The sequence below is a fragment of the Pseudomonas sp. R2-37-08W genome (assembly GCF_003851705.1).
GTDB lineage: Bacteria > Pseudomonadota > Gammaproteobacteria > Pseudomonadales > Pseudomonadaceae > Aquipseudomonas.
The window spans coordinates 2,851,185-2,865,169 of sequence record NZ_CP027728.1; the positions used below are offsets into that span (position 1 = coordinate 2,851,185).

Annotated in this window: 14 protein-coding genes; 6 read left to right on the top strand and 8 right to left on the bottom strand. The window is 62.4% G+C overall.

Annotated elements, in window-relative coordinates; genetic code table 11:
* Positions 1-63 precede the first annotated feature (63 nt).
* Entirely contained in the window at positions 64-948 is an 885-nt protein-coding gene (locus C4J93_RS13100) for an NmrA/HSCARG family protein (RefSeq protein WP_124429552.1), read from the top strand.
* Here C4J93_RS13100 and C4J93_RS13105 read toward each other — a convergent pair.
* Genes C4J93_RS13105 through C4J93_RS13120 form a run of 4 tightly spaced genes read right to left on the bottom strand, consistent with a single transcriptional unit; the run spans position 945 to position 5,614 of the window.
* Complete coding sequence (locus tag C4J93_RS13105) at positions 945-1,415, bottom strand: response regulator (RefSeq protein WP_124362759.1); 471 nt, start codon at positions 1,413-1,415, stop codon at positions 945-947. The two genes, C4J93_RS13100 and C4J93_RS13105, sit on opposite strands and share 4 nt — an antisense overlap.
* Positions 1,412-3,727: an ATP-binding protein gene (locus C4J93_RS13110; RefSeq protein ID WP_124429553.1), complete on the bottom strand. Its 2,316-nt coding sequence runs from the start codon at positions 3,725-3,727 to the stop codon at positions 1,412-1,414. Before C4J93_RS13110 ends, C4J93_RS13105 begins: the two co-directional genes overlap by 4 nt.
* A gap of 10 nt (positions 3,728-3,737) precedes the next feature.
* The gene (locus C4J93_RS13115; RefSeq protein ID WP_124429554.1) at positions 3,738-4,391 is read right to left on the bottom strand and encodes a response regulator transcription factor; all 654 of its coding nucleotides are present in this window, start codon (positions 4,389-4,391) and stop codon (positions 3,738-3,740) included.
* Positions 4,388-5,614, bottom strand: a complete 1,227-nt coding sequence (locus tag C4J93_RS13120; RefSeq protein WP_372238164.1) for a sensor histidine kinase — start codon at positions 5,612-5,614, stop codon at positions 4,388-4,390. The genes C4J93_RS13115 and C4J93_RS13120 overlap by 4 nt, the downstream gene beginning before the upstream one ends.
* A 117-nt stretch (positions 5,615-5,731) precedes the next feature.
* Here C4J93_RS13120 and C4J93_RS13125 point away from each other — a divergent pair, with 117 nt between their 5' ends.
* The 3 genes from C4J93_RS13125 to C4J93_RS13135 all read left to right on the top strand — a co-directional run bounded on the left by C4J93_RS13125 (position 5,732) and on the right by C4J93_RS13135 (position 8,150).
* A complete protein-coding gene (locus tag C4J93_RS13125; RefSeq protein WP_124429555.1) occupies positions 5,732-6,250 on the top strand; it encodes an SgcJ/EcaC family oxidoreductase in 519 nt (172 codons plus the stop codon).
* 264 nt (positions 6,251-6,514) lie between these two features.
* The gene (locus C4J93_RS13130; RefSeq protein ID WP_124366960.1) at positions 6,515-6,832 is read left to right on the top strand and encodes a helix-turn-helix domain-containing protein; all 318 of its coding nucleotides are present in this window, start codon (positions 6,515-6,517) and stop codon (positions 6,830-6,832) included.
* Positions 6,825-8,150 carry a type II toxin-antitoxin system HipA family toxin gene (locus tag C4J93_RS13135; RefSeq protein ID WP_124429556.1) on the top strand — a complete coding sequence of 442 codons (1,326 nt, stop codon included), beginning with the start codon at positions 6,825-6,827 and terminating at the stop codon, positions 8,148-8,150. The genes C4J93_RS13130 and C4J93_RS13135 overlap by 8 nt, the downstream gene beginning before the upstream one ends.
* Here the strand turns inward: C4J93_RS13135 and C4J93_RS13140 are convergent.
* Complete coding sequence (locus C4J93_RS13140) at positions 8,106-8,666, bottom strand: TetR/AcrR family transcriptional regulator (protein WP_124429557.1); 561 nt, start codon at positions 8,664-8,666, stop codon at positions 8,106-8,108. The genes C4J93_RS13135 and C4J93_RS13140 overlap by 45 nt on opposite strands.
* A gap of 123 nt (positions 8,667-8,789) precedes the next feature.
* Between C4J93_RS13140 and C4J93_RS13145 the strand changes: the two genes are divergently transcribed.
* Positions 8,790-9,410 (top strand): DJ-1/PfpI family protein, encoded by a 621-nt coding sequence (locus C4J93_RS13145; protein WP_124370647.1) that lies wholly within the window; start codon positions 8,790-8,792, stop codon positions 9,408-9,410.
* A 41-nt stretch (positions 9,411-9,451) separates the two neighbouring features.
* Entirely contained in the window at positions 9,452-9,982 is a 531-nt protein-coding gene (locus C4J93_RS13150; protein WP_124429558.1) for a DUF2867 domain-containing protein, read from the top strand.
* 33 nt (positions 9,983-10,015) lie between these two features.
* Here the strand turns inward: C4J93_RS13150 and C4J93_RS13155 are convergent, their stop codons facing one another.
* Genes C4J93_RS13155 through C4J93_RS13165 form a run of 3 tightly spaced genes read right to left on the bottom strand, consistent with a single transcriptional unit; the run spans position 10,016 to position 13,963 of the window.
* Entirely contained in the window at positions 10,016-11,359 is a 1,344-nt protein-coding gene (locus tag C4J93_RS13155; RefSeq protein WP_124366965.1) for a TolC family outer membrane protein, read from the bottom strand.
* 22 nt (positions 11,360-11,381) lie between these two features.
* On the bottom strand, positions 11,382-12,899 hold the full coding sequence (locus C4J93_RS13160) for a DHA2 family efflux MFS transporter permease subunit (protein WP_124366966.1): 1,518 nt from the start codon (positions 12,897-12,899) through the stop codon (positions 11,382-11,384).
* A complete protein-coding gene (locus C4J93_RS13165; RefSeq protein ID WP_124409792.1) occupies positions 12,896-13,963 on the bottom strand; it encodes an HlyD family secretion protein in 1,068 nt (355 codons plus the stop codon). The genes C4J93_RS13160 and C4J93_RS13165 overlap by 4 nt, the downstream gene beginning before the upstream one ends.
* Positions 13,964-13,985 lie beyond the last annotated feature (22 nt).

A 13,985-nucleotide genomic window follows, 5' to 3' on the forward strand; every position in this document is an offset into this window, starting at 1 on the left:
ATCGCAGCGAGCGTTGCGGATTTCACTCACTGACTCACCTAAACCCACTGCAGGAGTTTCACCATGAGCATTCTGGTTATCGGCGCCACCGGCACGATTGGTTCACTCGTCACCCAAGGCCTTGCCGAGGCGGGCGCCGACGTCAAGGCCCTGGTTCGCCAGGCGGGCAAGCGTGATTTCGCCAAAGGCGTCACCGAGGTTGTCGCGGACCTCACCGATGTCGTCTCCCTGCGCGCCGCGCTGTCGTCGGTACGCACGCTGTTCCTGCTCAATGCCGTGACGCCCGACGAGGTCACCCAAGCCCTCATCACGCTGAACCTCGCGCGTGAGGCGGGGATCGAGCGCATCGTTTACCTGTCGGTGATCCATGCCGACACCTTCACCCATGTGCCGCACTTCACCGGCAAGCACACGGTTGAGCGCATGCTCGAAAGCCTCGATATGCCCGCGACGATCCTGCGTCCCGCTTACTTTATGCAAAACGACCTGATGGTCCGGCAGACGATCCAGGACTACTCGGTATACCCGATGCCCATTGGCTCGGCCGGGGTTTCAATGATCGATACGCGCGACATCGCCGATGTAGCCGTGGCAGAACTGTTGCGACGCGATAAAGCACCTTCCGCACTTGAGCGCGTAACCCTGGAATTGGTCGGGCCAACCGCACTGACAGGTGCTTCCGTGGCGAAGATCTGGAGTGCCGCCCTGGGCCGCGAAATCGCTTACGGCGGTGACGACGTAGTGGCCTTCGAAGGGCAACTGGCTGCCTACGGCCCCGGTTGGTTGGCGTACGACATGCGCTTGATGATGGCCGCTATCCAGACGTTCGGCATGCACGCCGCCGAAGGTACCGTGGAGCGGTTGGAGGCGATCATCGGGCATCCGTTGCGTGCCTATGAGGACTTTGTGCGTGAAGCGACGGCCGGCTTCGTCAGCCAACCGCACTAGCAGCGCCGTATCGCCGTCGAACCGCAACGCTGCAGCAATTCAATCTGGTCCGCCGGCACCAGCGTACGCAGGGTCTTGTACAGCACCCGGGTTTCCAGCAGGTTCCACACCCGCAGCATGGTTTCCAGCGCGTCCAGGGGTTTGCTGATGAAATCCCGGGCGCCCAGGGCCAGGGCGCGCAGGCGCGTGTCGCGGGTTGCGTCGGCGGTGAGTACCAGGATCGGCAGGTATTCGCCTTGAGGGATGCGCCGGTTGAGTTGTTCCAGCACGGCAAAGCCGTCGAACTCCGGCATGTGCAGATCGAGGATCACCAGGTCCGGCTCGAAGCTGTTGAACAACTCCAGGGTGCGCAGCGGCTGGGTGCTGCTCAGCACGTTGGTCAGCCCCTCGCGCGCCAGCAGTTGCTCCACCAGGTCGAGGTTCGGGCGTTGGTCGTCGATGATCAGGATACGCAGGTCGAGGTTCACGCAGGCCCCGGAAAAGCTTGGTCGAGGTGGGCGAGAAACCCAGGCACGTTGATCGGTTTGTTCAACACGGCGGTGGCGCCGGCCTTCAGCAATGCCTGGCGGGTCAGGTCGCTGGCGTCGGCGGTGATCATCAGCACCGGTGTGTCGCGGCTGATCGGTGACTGGCGCAAGCGTTGCAGCACCTTCAAGCCATCGATGTCGGGCAGCGCCACATCCAGCAGGATCAGCTGTGGCGCATGCTGCGCGGCGAGGTCCAGCCCCAGTTGGCCTTGCATGCTCGACAGCAGGCGTATGCCGGGCCGGCGTTGCAGCAGGGTTTCGATCAGCGCCAGGCTGGAGAGGTTGTCTTCGATGCATAACACCTTGCCCTGGAACGTGCTGACGACGGGGGCAGGGCGCTCCAATTCGGGCTCGATGCCGGGTGTGGCGCCACTGTGGGCGTGGGCCATGCGCACGAAGGGCAGTTCCAGGGTGAAGCGCGAGCCGATGCCGGGCTGGCTCTGCACCTTGAGTTGGCCGTCCATGTTTTCCAGCAGGCTTTTACTCAGGGCCAGGCCCAGGCCGCTGCCTTCCACATTCGGGTCGGCCCCCAGGCGTTCGAACGGCTTGAACAGTTGCCCGATGTGATCGGCGGCGATGCCGTTGCCGGTGTCGCACACTGACACGCTGATCCGCTGCCCCTGGATGCCGATCTCAAGACTCACCTGGCCATCGCGGCGGTTGTATTTGATCGCATTGGACAGCAGGTTCAGCAGCACCTGGGTCAGGCGTTGGCGGTCGGCGACGATGCCGGTATCCGCCGCCAGTGCCGGCAGCGGCTGGAGTTGCACGCCCGCGTCGGCGGCCATGGGCGACACCAGGGTCAACGCCTCTTGCAGGGCACTCGCCAGCGGGATCGGTGCGATGTTCAACGCCAGGCTGCCGGCCTCGATCTTGGCGATGTCCAACACTTCGTTGATCAGCGTGAGCAGGTGCTGGCCGGCGCGCAGAATGTGCCCGACATTGGCCTGTTGCGCCTTGGGCACGTCCATGTCCAACAACTGTGCGAAGCCCAGGATCGAGTTGAGCGGGGTGCGCAGTTCATGGCTCATGCGCGAGAGGAATTCGCTTTTGGCACGGCTGGCGCGTTCGGCTTCCTCGCGGGCGGTGCGCAGGGCGATCTCCGCCGCACGGCGGTCGGTAATGTCGCGGGTGATCTTGGAGAACCCGCGCAGCGCCCCGGTAGCGTCGTGTTGCGCGGTGATCACCACGCTGGCCCAGAACCGCGTGCCGTCCTTGCGGCAGCGCCAGCCTTCTTCGGTGTAGTCGCCGTTGCGGGTGGCTTCGCGCAATGCCAGATCGGGGTGCTGCGGGCATTCTTCGGGCAGGTAGAACAGGGAAAAATGCTGACCGATGATCTCCTGTTCGGTATAGCCCTTGATCCGCTGCGCACCGTTGTTCCAACTGGTGACATGGCCCGCTGTGTCGAGGGCGAAGATCCCGTAGTCCTTGACCCCGTCGATGATCAGCCGCAGGCGCTCTTCGTTGTCGCGCAATGCCCGTTCGCGTTCGGCCAGCAATAACCCGGCCTCCACCAGGCGGGTGCCCAACTGGCCGATTTCGTCTTTTTCCGGGGGCTGGGGCAGCAGCGGCGAGCCCTGGGCCAGGCGCTGGGCGTTGCGCTGTACATTCTGCACTCTGGCCACGATGCCCTTGGACAGAAACAACACCGCCACAATCGCCCCGAACAGCCCGCAGATCGCCGCCAGCCAGGTGGACAGCAACAGCCTTTGGCGGGTGTCGGACGCTGCGGCGCTGCGCTCGGCCAGCAGCGAGTCTTCAAGGGTGAGCATGGTGCTGATGTGTTGGCGCAGGGCATCGAGGATGTGTTTGTTGCTGATCAGGATGGCGCTGATGGCTTGCGGTGTGGCCTTGCGGTCCTTGAGCATTTGCTCCAGCCCGTCGACCTTGGCCTCGATCAGCGGTTTGATCGCGCTGAGCTGCTCGCGCACGCGCGGGTCTCTCACATTGCGGTCAAGCCGGCGCAGGGCTGACTCGATCTGCGGCTTGGCGTTCAGGTAGGTGGGCAGGAAGTCTTCGCGGTGGGTGAGCAGGTAACCGCGCACGCTGGCGGCGGCTTCGGCGAGCAGGGTATGCACGGCCTGGATATCGCCTTGCACGCGTAACACGCGGCGCACATCTTCTTCGGCGCGGGCGGTCTGGCGCTCCGTGGTATAGATCAGCACCAGGGACAGCAACAGCACCACCAGGGGCAGCGAAATGACCACCAGCGCTTTGCCGCGTAACGGCAGGTCGGCCCAATATTTTTTCATCGGCAGCGCTTCATGGTGGCGTCACCAGGCCCAGGGCGATGCCCCGCACGGCGGCCTGGGTGCGGTCGGCCGCGCCGAGTTTGCCGATCACCCGCTCGACATGGGCCTTGGCCGTGCCGGTGGTGATGCCCAGCTGTTCGCCGATGGCCCGGTTACTCATGCCGTTGGCGACCAGGCCGAGCACCTGGCGCTCCCGTGGGGTGAGTGGCTCGCCGGGGGCGGCGCCGCTGGCCTGGCGTTCGGTCATGCGCCGCAGCAGCCGGGCGCTGACCGCCGTGTTAAGCGCTTCGCCGCCGGCGGCCACCTGTTGCAACGCCTGGATCACCTCGGCGCGGCTGGCATCTTTGAGCAGGTAGCCCACTGCACCGGCTTGCATGGCCGCCTCGAGGTACTCGGGGCTGTCGTCCATGGTGAACATCACCACCTTCACCTCCGGCAGGCGTTGTTGCAGCAAGCGGGCGGCGCCCAAACCGTTGAGGCCGGGCATGCGGATGTCGAGGATGACAATGTCCGGGAGCAGTCGCTCACACAACTCCACCGCTTGCAGGCCATCGCTGGCTTGACCGACCACCTCGAACTGCGGATGGCCGGCCAGCAGGGAGACGAAGCCGGTGCGCGTGACTTCATGATCGTCCGCCAGCACCAGGCGCAAGACGTGGGTCATTGAGGGACTCCGATCCGGTGGGCTGGCACGCGAGCGTGCAGCCGGGTACCGCCGTCGGTGGCGCTGGCGCAGGTAAAGCTGCCGCCCAGCAGGCTGGCGCGCTCCTGCATGGTGGCGAGGCCCAGGTGCTGGGCGTCATCGAGTGACGGCTCCGACGTGAAGCCCTTGCCATTGTCATCAACCCGCAGCGACGCGTGACCGTCACGCAGCGCCAGGGTCAATTGCACTTGGCTTGCGCGCGCATGCTTGAGCACATTGTTGATGGCTTCCTGGCCGATCCGGAACAAGGCGATCTCCACCTGGCTGGGTAAGCGCGTGTCACAGTGTGCCTGCCAGAGCACGTTGATGCCGGCGTCACGCAGGCGGTCGGCTTCTTTGTCCAGCGCTTTGAACAGACCGAAATCATCCAGCACCGTCGGACGCAGGCCCGCGATCAGTTGCCGGCCCTCACCGACCGAGTGTTGGGCCAGGGTCAGTATCGCCTGCAGGTCGGCGGCCAATGCGTCCGGCAGCGGCGGGCAACGCCCGGCGAAGCCTTGCAGCCGTTGGTGCAGACCCGCGAGGGTTTGCGCCAGGCCATCGTGCAGGTCGTAGGCCACACGCTTGCGTTCATCCTCCTGGGCGCGAAGCAAGCGGTTGACCAGGTCGGACAGGGTTTTGTCGCGCGTCTTGAGGGTGCTCAGCAGGCGATCGTTTTCAAGGTGGGCAGCCAGCAAGGTGGCGAGCAGTTGCAGCGATTCGCTGTCCTCATGCTCCGGCGTGCGCAGGCTGACGCTATTGCCCAGCACCAGTACGCCAATGGCAGGGCCGTCGCCGGCGCGCAACGGCACTTGCAAGACACTGGGCAAGTTCTCTGATGGCCGTTCCTGCCAGCACGGCGTGCGCAGGCTACGGTCGGCGAGGTGGGCGAGGCCGCTCAATCGCGCCGGGTTGCCATGGCGGGCGCTGGTGTGTGCGATGCCGTCGGCGTCCCACTCCTGCAGCAGCCCGTGGTCCATCGCCAGAAACCCACAGGCCCGCGCGAGTACGCGCTCGCGCATGGCGTCGGGAGCCAGTTCGCGCAGTTGCTGCCCGGTATCCACCAACAGGCGCAGGCGCGCCGTACGACTTTCCGACTGGCGGAAATGCGCGCGCATGGCCAAGGCGCTGCCGGGGTCATGGGGGTTGTCATGCACGGATAATGCTCCAGTGGACGGCGGGCGCGAGGTGGATGTATTAAACATCGTTGAACACCTTGGCGCTATCTGCCAAATGGCATAGGTAAACACCTCCGGTTGGCCGATGGCGGGCGCGGGGGAGGAGGGCAAAGTGGGCTCAACGACGACCACTGGAGTAACACCATGAAATTCAAGATCGCGCCGCTTGCCCTGATGTTTGCCCTGAGCGCACCGATTGTTCACGCTGCCGAGACAGCCCCCTATGTCTACCGTGAGGTGGCCCAGGCGCCGGCCAATGTGAAAGACCGCGAGATTGCCGGGCTGTTCGACCGCTGGAACAGCGCCTTGCAGACCGGCAACGTTAAATCGGTAGTGGACCTCTACGCACCAGGCGCTGTGTTGCAGCCGACCGTGTCCAACCAGGTTCGCACCACGCCGGAGCAGATCACCGACTACTTCAACCACTTCCTGATGCTCAAGCCGGTGGGCCAGATCAACTACCGCGAGATCCGCCAACTGGGCAGCAACGTCGCCATGGACAGCGGTGTGTACACCTTTACCCTGACCGAATCGGACGGCAAGGTGCGCCAGGTGCAGGCACGCTATACCTTTGTCTATGAGCAGGTGGGCGGGCAGTGGAAAATTCTCAACCATCACTCTTCGGCGATGCCGGAAGTGCAGGTCAAACACGCCGGGAAGTAACCGCTTGAGCAAAATGCCCATGCCTGTGCCGGTGTGGGCTTTTTGCGTTCAGCGCCGTTGAAGGGCTGACGTTACGCGGCTGTAATGCACGAATGGCGTTTTTCTTGCGCCCATTCTTTGCTCTATAAATCCAATAAATCGTGGGTAATCGTATAGTTTCAGACGTTAACACCCAAAATACTGGATTTAACAAGCTTGTTAGTCACTGTGGTTAATTCTATAGTTACGGGGGTTAACTGGCAGAGCATGGGCTGGGTACACACTATGTTGGATTTAAGCTTCAGCAAGCCGAGCGAGGTCGTCAAGCGCCTCTGCGATCGCTTGCGCACAGAGCGTCTGGCGCTGGACATGACACAAGCCGACCTGGCCGGACGTGCCGGCATCGGCACCAACACCGTGTCCAACCTTGAAGCCGGGCGCAATGTCGGGTTCGAGAACCTGGTCCGGGTGGCGATGGCCCTTGGCCGGACCAAGGAACTCGAAGGCCTGTTCCTGCCTAAGCTGGACAGCATCGAGGATATTCGACGCTACGAAAACAGCGCCAACCGTCTGCGTACCAAGAGGAAGCCCGGCAATGCTTGAGCAGGTGAATGTCTTCTACGGGGGCTGGGGCGAGCGGTGGCAATGGGGCACGCTGGTGTCCACGACCGCCTTGACCGGTCGCCCATTGATCCTGTTCGAGTACACCCATCAAGCCAGGCAAAGGGGCTTGGAACTGTCCTCCTATACGCTGCCGTTGGAGGGGGCTCAACTGCGCCGAGACTTTCCAGACCACCAGCTGTACTTGCCAGGGCCTGTTTACGACGCGTTGCCGGATGGGTGGGGCATGTTGTTGATGGACCGACTGTTCCGGCGCCGCGGGCTCACCACCGCGCGCATCGGCCCACTGGAACGGCTGGCCTACGTCGGCAGCAGCGCGATGGGCGCCATGACATTCGAGCCCGTGGTACCCGAAGGGCTGGAATCCACTGCCCACATTTCGCTGGAGCGGCTTGCCACCGAAGTGCACCAAGTGCTCCATGGCGATGGGGGCGAGTTCCTGCAGACGTTGCTGCTGGTGGGCGGCTCGCCTCAAGGCGCCAGGCCCAAGGCCCTCGTCTATCGCGATCCGGAAACGGGAAGGTTCACCACCGCCGTCACGCCGGGTTTTGAGGCATGGTTGATCAAGTTCCCGGCCAAAGAAGAACAGGCCGAGGTGTGCGCCATCGAAATGGTGTATGCCCAATGCCTGCGCCTGTGCGGTATCGAGACCGCTGACACGCAGTACTTCAGTCTGCCCGGTGGGTTGGCAGCGTTCGCCAGCAAGCGATTTGACCGCCGGGACGGCGTGCGCATCCCCATGCAAAGCCTCGCGGCCTTTACGGGGGCCAATTACCGGTCTCGTGGGGTGTTGGACTATGTCAACTTCTTGCGGGCAACGCAGATGTGTACCAATGATGTGCGAGAAATGGCGGTGGCCTTCGAGCGTGCCGTCTTCAATGTTGCGTTCAACAACAGAGACGATCATCCCAAGAATTTTGCCTATGTCATGTCCAAAGGCGGTCAGTGGAGACTGTCCCCGGCTTATGACGTGACCTTCTGCGAGGGGCCAGGCGGTTACCACCAGATGGACGTTATGGGAGAAGCCCTGTCGATTTCTCGCGCACATATGCTCAGGCTTGCCGAGGAAGCCGAGCTGCCCCCGGAGGTTGCAGGCCGAGTGATTGACGGCATTTGTGAAGTAGCGAGCCGGTTTGCAAGCATCGCCGAAGAGCTGTACCCACAGGCGATTAACCGAGACACCTTGCGCATGATCCAAGGTCGCATCGATCAGAACGTGGCTCTGTTACAACTCGATCAAAAGGGAACCCTCAGCTCAGGATCGAAGCCGCCACGGCGAAAGAGCCCCTTCAAAAAGTGAAACGGCTCGGTGCAGGAAATGGTTGAAGCGCGCGGCATCACGCCGCAACCCCGCCTGTTGGCCGCCAATCAGGCACAGATGGGTCATCTGGCCCATCACTTCGGCTTCGCCGGGCCTGTGTACCACGCTGCGGCAGGTGCGTATGGCGAAGTCCAGGCGTCTTGCGTCAACACGCTGCTGGAACTCGCCCACCAACGGATCGTGCAGCGACCAGGCGCGGATGGAAATTTCCCGCCCGGGTTGTTTCTCAGCGGCAATACTCAAGTAGCGTTTCAAGGTTTCGCCGGCGCTATGACCTTGCGCGGCATAAGCGAGCATGCGCTCCGTGTAGTCTTCCTCCCAGGCGGCCAGCAAGGTGCGGACAAAGTCTTCGCGATTGCGGAAATGGTGATAGAAGGATCCACGGGTCACATTCAAGCGGCGCGACAGACTCTCGGCCGACACGCCAGAATGCCCCGCTTGGTCGAGCGCCTCAAAACCCGCCGCTATCCAATGGTGCCGCGTTAGTGTGCTCACCCGTTATCACTCCCTATTTAGCGCCATACAGGCTGTGTATGGTGCGCAAACGATGGATAGGCTACGAACACCCGCATAGATGGCCGCTGCGTTTTGCAGGCCTGCCTGTTCATGGAGTTCGCCTTGAAGAAAATCGTTCTGGTTGCTTTCGACCACTTCACCGATATCGACCTGTTCCTGATGTGGGACATTCTAGGCCGCAATACGCAGGACTGGCACGTGCGAATAGTGGGTGCCAGTCCCACGGTGCGATCGGCGCACGGCCTGCCTGTTTCGGTGCACGGTCCGCTTCGCGAGGCCAACAGTGCCGACGCGGTATTGTTCGTCAGCGGTAAGGAAGGCATACCCGCTGCACTTGCCGCCCCGGATTTCCTGCCGGTGTTTGAACTTGACCCCAAACGCCAGCGCATCGGCGCCATCTGTGCCGGCGCTTTCATTCTCGAACGGCTTGGGCTGCTCAGCGGCCAGGCCACGACGCACCCGGATGCACGATCACAGCTGCAGGCTCTTGGAGTTGAGTGCATGGACCGGCCTCTTGTCTTCCACGGAAACGTTGCAACCGCTGGCGGATGCCTTTCGGCGCTCTATCTGGTGGGATGGCTGGTGGAGTCCTGGTTCGATGTCGACAAGCGCCGTGCGACTTTGCTTCCGGTACTGCCAACCGGCCAGCAAGCGCTCTATGATGCCTTGATCGGGCTCAGTATTCGGCAAGCAGAAGTGGGCACGTTGACGACATCCCTTTGATCCATGCTCATGTCCCTTGGCACTCAGAAGAGATCCCCCCGATGCCCCGAGAATTCGCGCTCGTTACGGCCGTGCCTGTCCCCTCAAGGTCCGGCATCACCCACCTTTATCAATCGATGCACCTGGCTGACGCTTTTGCGATTCGGCTCCCGGCGGGCACGTCCGGTGACGCGGATGTGCTGGCGCGATTCATCCTGTCCCACCAGCCAGCGTGGGTCGGCTGGCTCATGACGGTGCGCGACACGATCGTTGCCTGTTTTGGTCTCAAGACCGCCAGGTACCTGGCATCACTGGCTGATCGGGTAGGCGTCTTCAAGGTCTATAGCACCCACCGCAGCGAAATCGTGTTGGGCGAAGACGACAAGCACCTGGACTTTCGCATATCGGTCCTGTGTGCGGATGAGGCCGAGCCAGACGGCAGTCGCCAACTGGTTTTTTCAACCGTTGTCCACTGCCACAACCGCCTGGGCCGGGCCTACATTTTTGTTATCGCGCCGTTTCACCGCTGGGTTGTCAAGGCCAGTCTCGCTCGGGCGGCGCGCGTCGGTTGGCCGCTGGCTAGCTGCCCCTGAAGCGCAGGGCGCAGCGCTCCATTCATCAGCACTTCAGTTCAGCGAACGGCTGACATCATGCAGGCGCACGTCGCTCAGGTTGCCGGTGGAGGCCAACAGGTGCAACTGGGCCATCAGAATGGCATAGCGCTGTTGGACCAGACGTTGCTGGGTATCGGTGACCACCTGTTGGGCATCCAGCACATCGGTGTTGATGCGCGAACCGGCTTCGAAGCCGTGGGTCACGGTGGCGAGGTTGATCTGGCTGGAGTTCAGCACCTGCTTGAGTGCCTGGTATTGGCTTATGCCGTTAGTGACTTGCAGGTAGGCCTGACGTGCCATCAGCCCGGCGTTACGGCGCGCCTCTTCCACTTCATCCGCAGCCTTGCTTTGCAGTGCGTGAGCTTCGCGCACGCGGCTGCTGGTACGGCCGCCGCTGTAAAGTGGAACGCTCAACTTGACCCCTACCACGGTCTGGTTATAGCGATTCTGCGGCAACGTGACGTCGTACACATCACCGCCGACCGAAGCGAAGCGGCCATGGGCGGCGATCAGGTCAAGGGTCGGCAAGTGGCCGGCCCGTTCCTTGTCGATGTCCATTTCAGCCAGGCGCTGGGCAATCTGTGCCGATTGCACGGCCAGGTTGCCTTGTTGCGCGGTGCTGGCCCAATCACCAATGGCGGCGGGCATCGGGGCACTGAACTGCGGCTCTTTGCTTGACCAAGGGCGCGCCTGTGTGGCGGTCAATTGGGTGAGCGTTTCGTTGGCAATGTCCAATGCTCCACGCGCGCCAATCTGTTCGGCAAATGCCTGGTCGTACTTGGCCTGCACCTGTGCGAGCGTGTTGGCGGTGGTGGCGCCATCGGCCAGCAGTCGTCGGCTGCGATCCAGACGCTCGCGCAGCGTTTGCAGTTGTTGCGTGCGTGTATTCAACAGTTCCTGGTTGAGCAGTACATCGAAATAAGCGCGAGCAACGCGCAGCATCAGGTCCTGGCGCGCCTGTTCGGTGTGGACTTCACTGGCGCTGATCAATAGCTTGCTCTGATCGTGGGCGATCACGTTCTGCCAGCGCAGCAGTGGTTGTGTGAGGACCACAGCGTAGGCGTTGGTGTTATTGCGATTGCGGTGGTAGTCGGATGAATCCTCGGCATCGACCCAGGCCGCGCCGCCGGTGACAGACAAGTCCGGCAGCAGGTCGGCGCGGCTTTGCGGTTCCTTTTCCGCCGTGGCCAGTTGCTGGGCCTGTGCAGCGGCGAACTGCATGTCATGGGTCAGCGCCTTTTGGTACAGGTGATACAGGTCATCTGCCGACACCTGTGCGGGCGCGCAGGCCAGGGCCAGCAAGCACAGGGGCGTGAGCAGTGTGGTGGTTTCGAGACGCAGGCCTGGAATACGCAAGGGATGTGCTCCACTGAAAAATTTATCGACTGACGGTGCTTCTACGCATCATCAGCACCATTGGAATACCGATGGCCATCACGGCGCCCAAGGTGCCGAACAACATGCTGAACGCCAGCATTTGCCCCTGCTCGCGCGCTTGCAGGTAAGGCATCAGGGCTATGGCTTGCTGGTGGCTGGCCAGGCCCAGGGAGAGAAACAACGGGTCGGTCTCCACGCCTCCCCAGCCGCTCGCGACGAGACTGGATTCGGTGACGTGTTCGGAGAGCAGGCGATAGCGCTCCCACGAGAATCGCGTGAGCAGCGTGGCGGCGATGGCGATGCCGACACTGCCGCCCAGCTGGCGCATCAGGTTCAGGACCCCCGAGGCGCCGGAGATCAATGTCAGCGGCAGGCGGCGCATCGCCAGGTTGGTCAGCGGTACGAAGATCATGCCCAGGCCCAGGCCACGGATCACCAAGGGCCAGTAAAGCGTGTCCGGGTTACTGTCGAGGGTGAACTGGGTGTGCAGGAACATGGCATAGCAGTACATCACGATGCCCAAGGTCACGAACACGCGCTCGTCGATCCTGTTTTCCTGGGACAGCTTGCCGATCACCAGGGTGCTGATGGCGCTGGCCACCGCTCCTGGAAAAATCACCAGCCCGCTCTGGTAGGCGCTCTGTGCCAATAAGGTCTGCAGGAACAGCGGCACCATGAACAGGGTGCTGTACAGCCCGAAACCCACGCAAAAGGCACAGATGCAGCCCATCAGGAATTCTCGGTTCTGAAACAGGGCGACATTGACGATCGGATTGGTCACCCGCCGTTCCCACCAGAAGAAGCCCACCAGGCTGAAGCTGCTGAGCAACAGGCAGGCGACGGTCCAGTTGGACGCCATCCAGTCCCAGTGTTCGCCTCGCTCGAGCAGGATCTGCAGGCTACCGACCCCCACGGCCAGCAAGCAGAAGCCGCTGTAGTCGACGCTGGTGGGTTTTTGCTCGTTGGGCGAGTCATTGATACACATCCAGCACAGCAGCAGGGCCACGGCGCCGATCGGCAGGTTGATCAGGAAGATCCAATGCCACGACAACGTGTCGATCAGGTAGCCGCCGACGGTCGGGCCCAGAGTCGGCCCCATCATCACGCCCACGCCGTACAACGCCATGCCGCTGTTGACCTTTTCCTTGGGGAACACGTCGTAGATGATCGCCTGGGAAATCCCTAGCAACCCGCCGCCTGCCAGGCCTTGCAACACCCGGAACGCGACCAGTTGCCACAGTTCGGCCGACAGTGCGCAGCCCAGGGATGCCAGCACGAACACTGCGGTCGATACCAGGTAATAGGTACGCCGCCCAAACCACGCCGACAGCCAGCCACTGACCGGCAGAATGACCACGTTGGCCACGACGTAACCGGTGGAGACCCACGAGATTTCATCGACCGAGGCACCGTAGGTGCCCATCAGGCTGGGAATCGCCACGTTGACGATGGTGACATCCAGCAACTCCATCATCGACACCAGCGTGACGGTGAACGCAATCAGGTAGGGCGACCTCATAGCGTCTGGCTGCCGTTGTGGTGCGTGGCGACTTCAACAAAGGCACTCATGCCCGGGCTCAACAGCGCCTTGTAGTTATCCGGCACACCGGTAAGCGCGATGCGTACCTGCACACGCTGAACCACCTTGGTGAAGTTACCCGTGGCGTTTTCCTGGGGCAGCAAGGAGAACTTCGCCCCGGTGGCCGGTGCCAGGCTTTCGACGACGCCGTCGAAGGTGTGCCCGGGGAATGCGTCCACGGTGACGCGGGCATTCTGGCCGACGCGTACGCGGCCCACCTGGGTCTCCTTGAAGTTGGCGGTGATCCACAGCGGGTCGGTTGCAATCAGGCTCATGAGCTTTTGGCCGGCAACCACGAACTGGCCGGGCTCCACCTCTTTTTTCGAAACAATGCTGCGCACCGGCGCGGTCTGGCGGGCGTCGTTCAGCTTGATCCTGGCTTGTTCCACTTCGGCTTGCGCGGCGGCGATCCGGTAGTCCTGCACCTTGAGTTCAGCCTTGTTGGCCAAGGTACTTTGAGTGGCGGCCTGGGTATTACTGCGCGCCACTTCCTGAGCATGACGAAGGGCGTCGAAACGCGCCTTGGCCACTTCCTGGTCCTGAATGCTCAGCGCACCTTGAGCACCCAGGCGACGGGCACGTTGGTAGTCGTTACGCGCTTGCTCAAGGTTGGCGCTCGACTGCGCCAGGGCCGCCTGCGCGGCTTCGCGCAGGGCAACCGCACCGAGGACCTGGCTGTCCAGCGCACCCGGGGCTCCGGCGCGCCCGGCGGCGGCAAGCAACGCTTGCCATTGTGCTTCGCGCTGCTGCAGCTGGTAGTGATATTCACTGTCGCGGATTTGAAACAACAGGTCACCGCTTTGTACGGTGACGTTGTCCATCACCGGCACACTGATCACGACGCCCGATAGCTTGGCCCGCACCGGGATAATCACCCCATCGAGTTCTGCATTGTCGGTACTCACGTAGGTGCTGGAATACTGCCAGCGCTGCCAGCCCAGCATCAGCAGCCCGCCCACCACGACGCCGCACAGCGTCAGTTTTACCAGCTTGCCTTTGGTCATGAGGTACTCCCTGTAGTTGCGC

Bases quoted from the DNA above. Each gene is read 5' to 3' on its own strand.
- C4J93_RS13100 (WP_124429552.1), top strand. From the start codon at position 64: ATGAGCATTCTGGTTATCGGCGCCACCGGCACGATTGGTTCACTCGTC.
- C4J93_RS13110 (WP_124429553.1), bottom strand. From the start codon at position 3,727: ATGAAAAAATATTGGGCCGACCTGCCGTTACGCGGCAAAGCGCTGGTG.
- C4J93_RS13115 (WP_124429554.1), bottom strand. From the start codon at position 4,391: ATGACCCACGTCTTGCGCCTGGTGCTGGCGGACGATCATGAAGTCACG.
- C4J93_RS13120 (WP_372238164.1), bottom strand. From the start codon at position 5,614: ATGTTTAATACATCCACCTCGCGCCCGCCGTCCACTGGAGCATTATCC.
- C4J93_RS13125 (WP_124429555.1), top strand. From the start codon at position 5,732: ATGAAATTCAAGATCGCGCCGCTTGCCCTGATGTTTGCCCTGAGCGCA.
- C4J93_RS13130 (WP_124366960.1), top strand. From the start codon at position 6,515: ATGTTGGATTTAAGCTTCAGCAAGCCGAGCGAGGTCGTCAAGCGCCTC.
- C4J93_RS13135 (WP_124429556.1), top strand. From the start codon at position 6,825: ATGCTTGAGCAGGTGAATGTCTTCTACGGGGGCTGGGGCGAGCGGTGG.
- C4J93_RS13150 (WP_124429558.1), top strand. From the start codon at position 9,452: ATGCCCCGAGAATTCGCGCTCGTTACGGCCGTGCCTGTCCCCTCAAGG.
- C4J93_RS13160 (WP_124366966.1), bottom strand. From the start codon at position 12,899: ATGAGGTCGCCCTACCTGATTGCGTTCACCGTCACGCTGGTGTCGATG.
- C4J93_RS13165 (WP_124409792.1), bottom strand. From the start codon at position 13,963: ATGACCAAAGGCAAGCTGGTAAAACTGACGCTGTGCGGCGTCGTGGTG.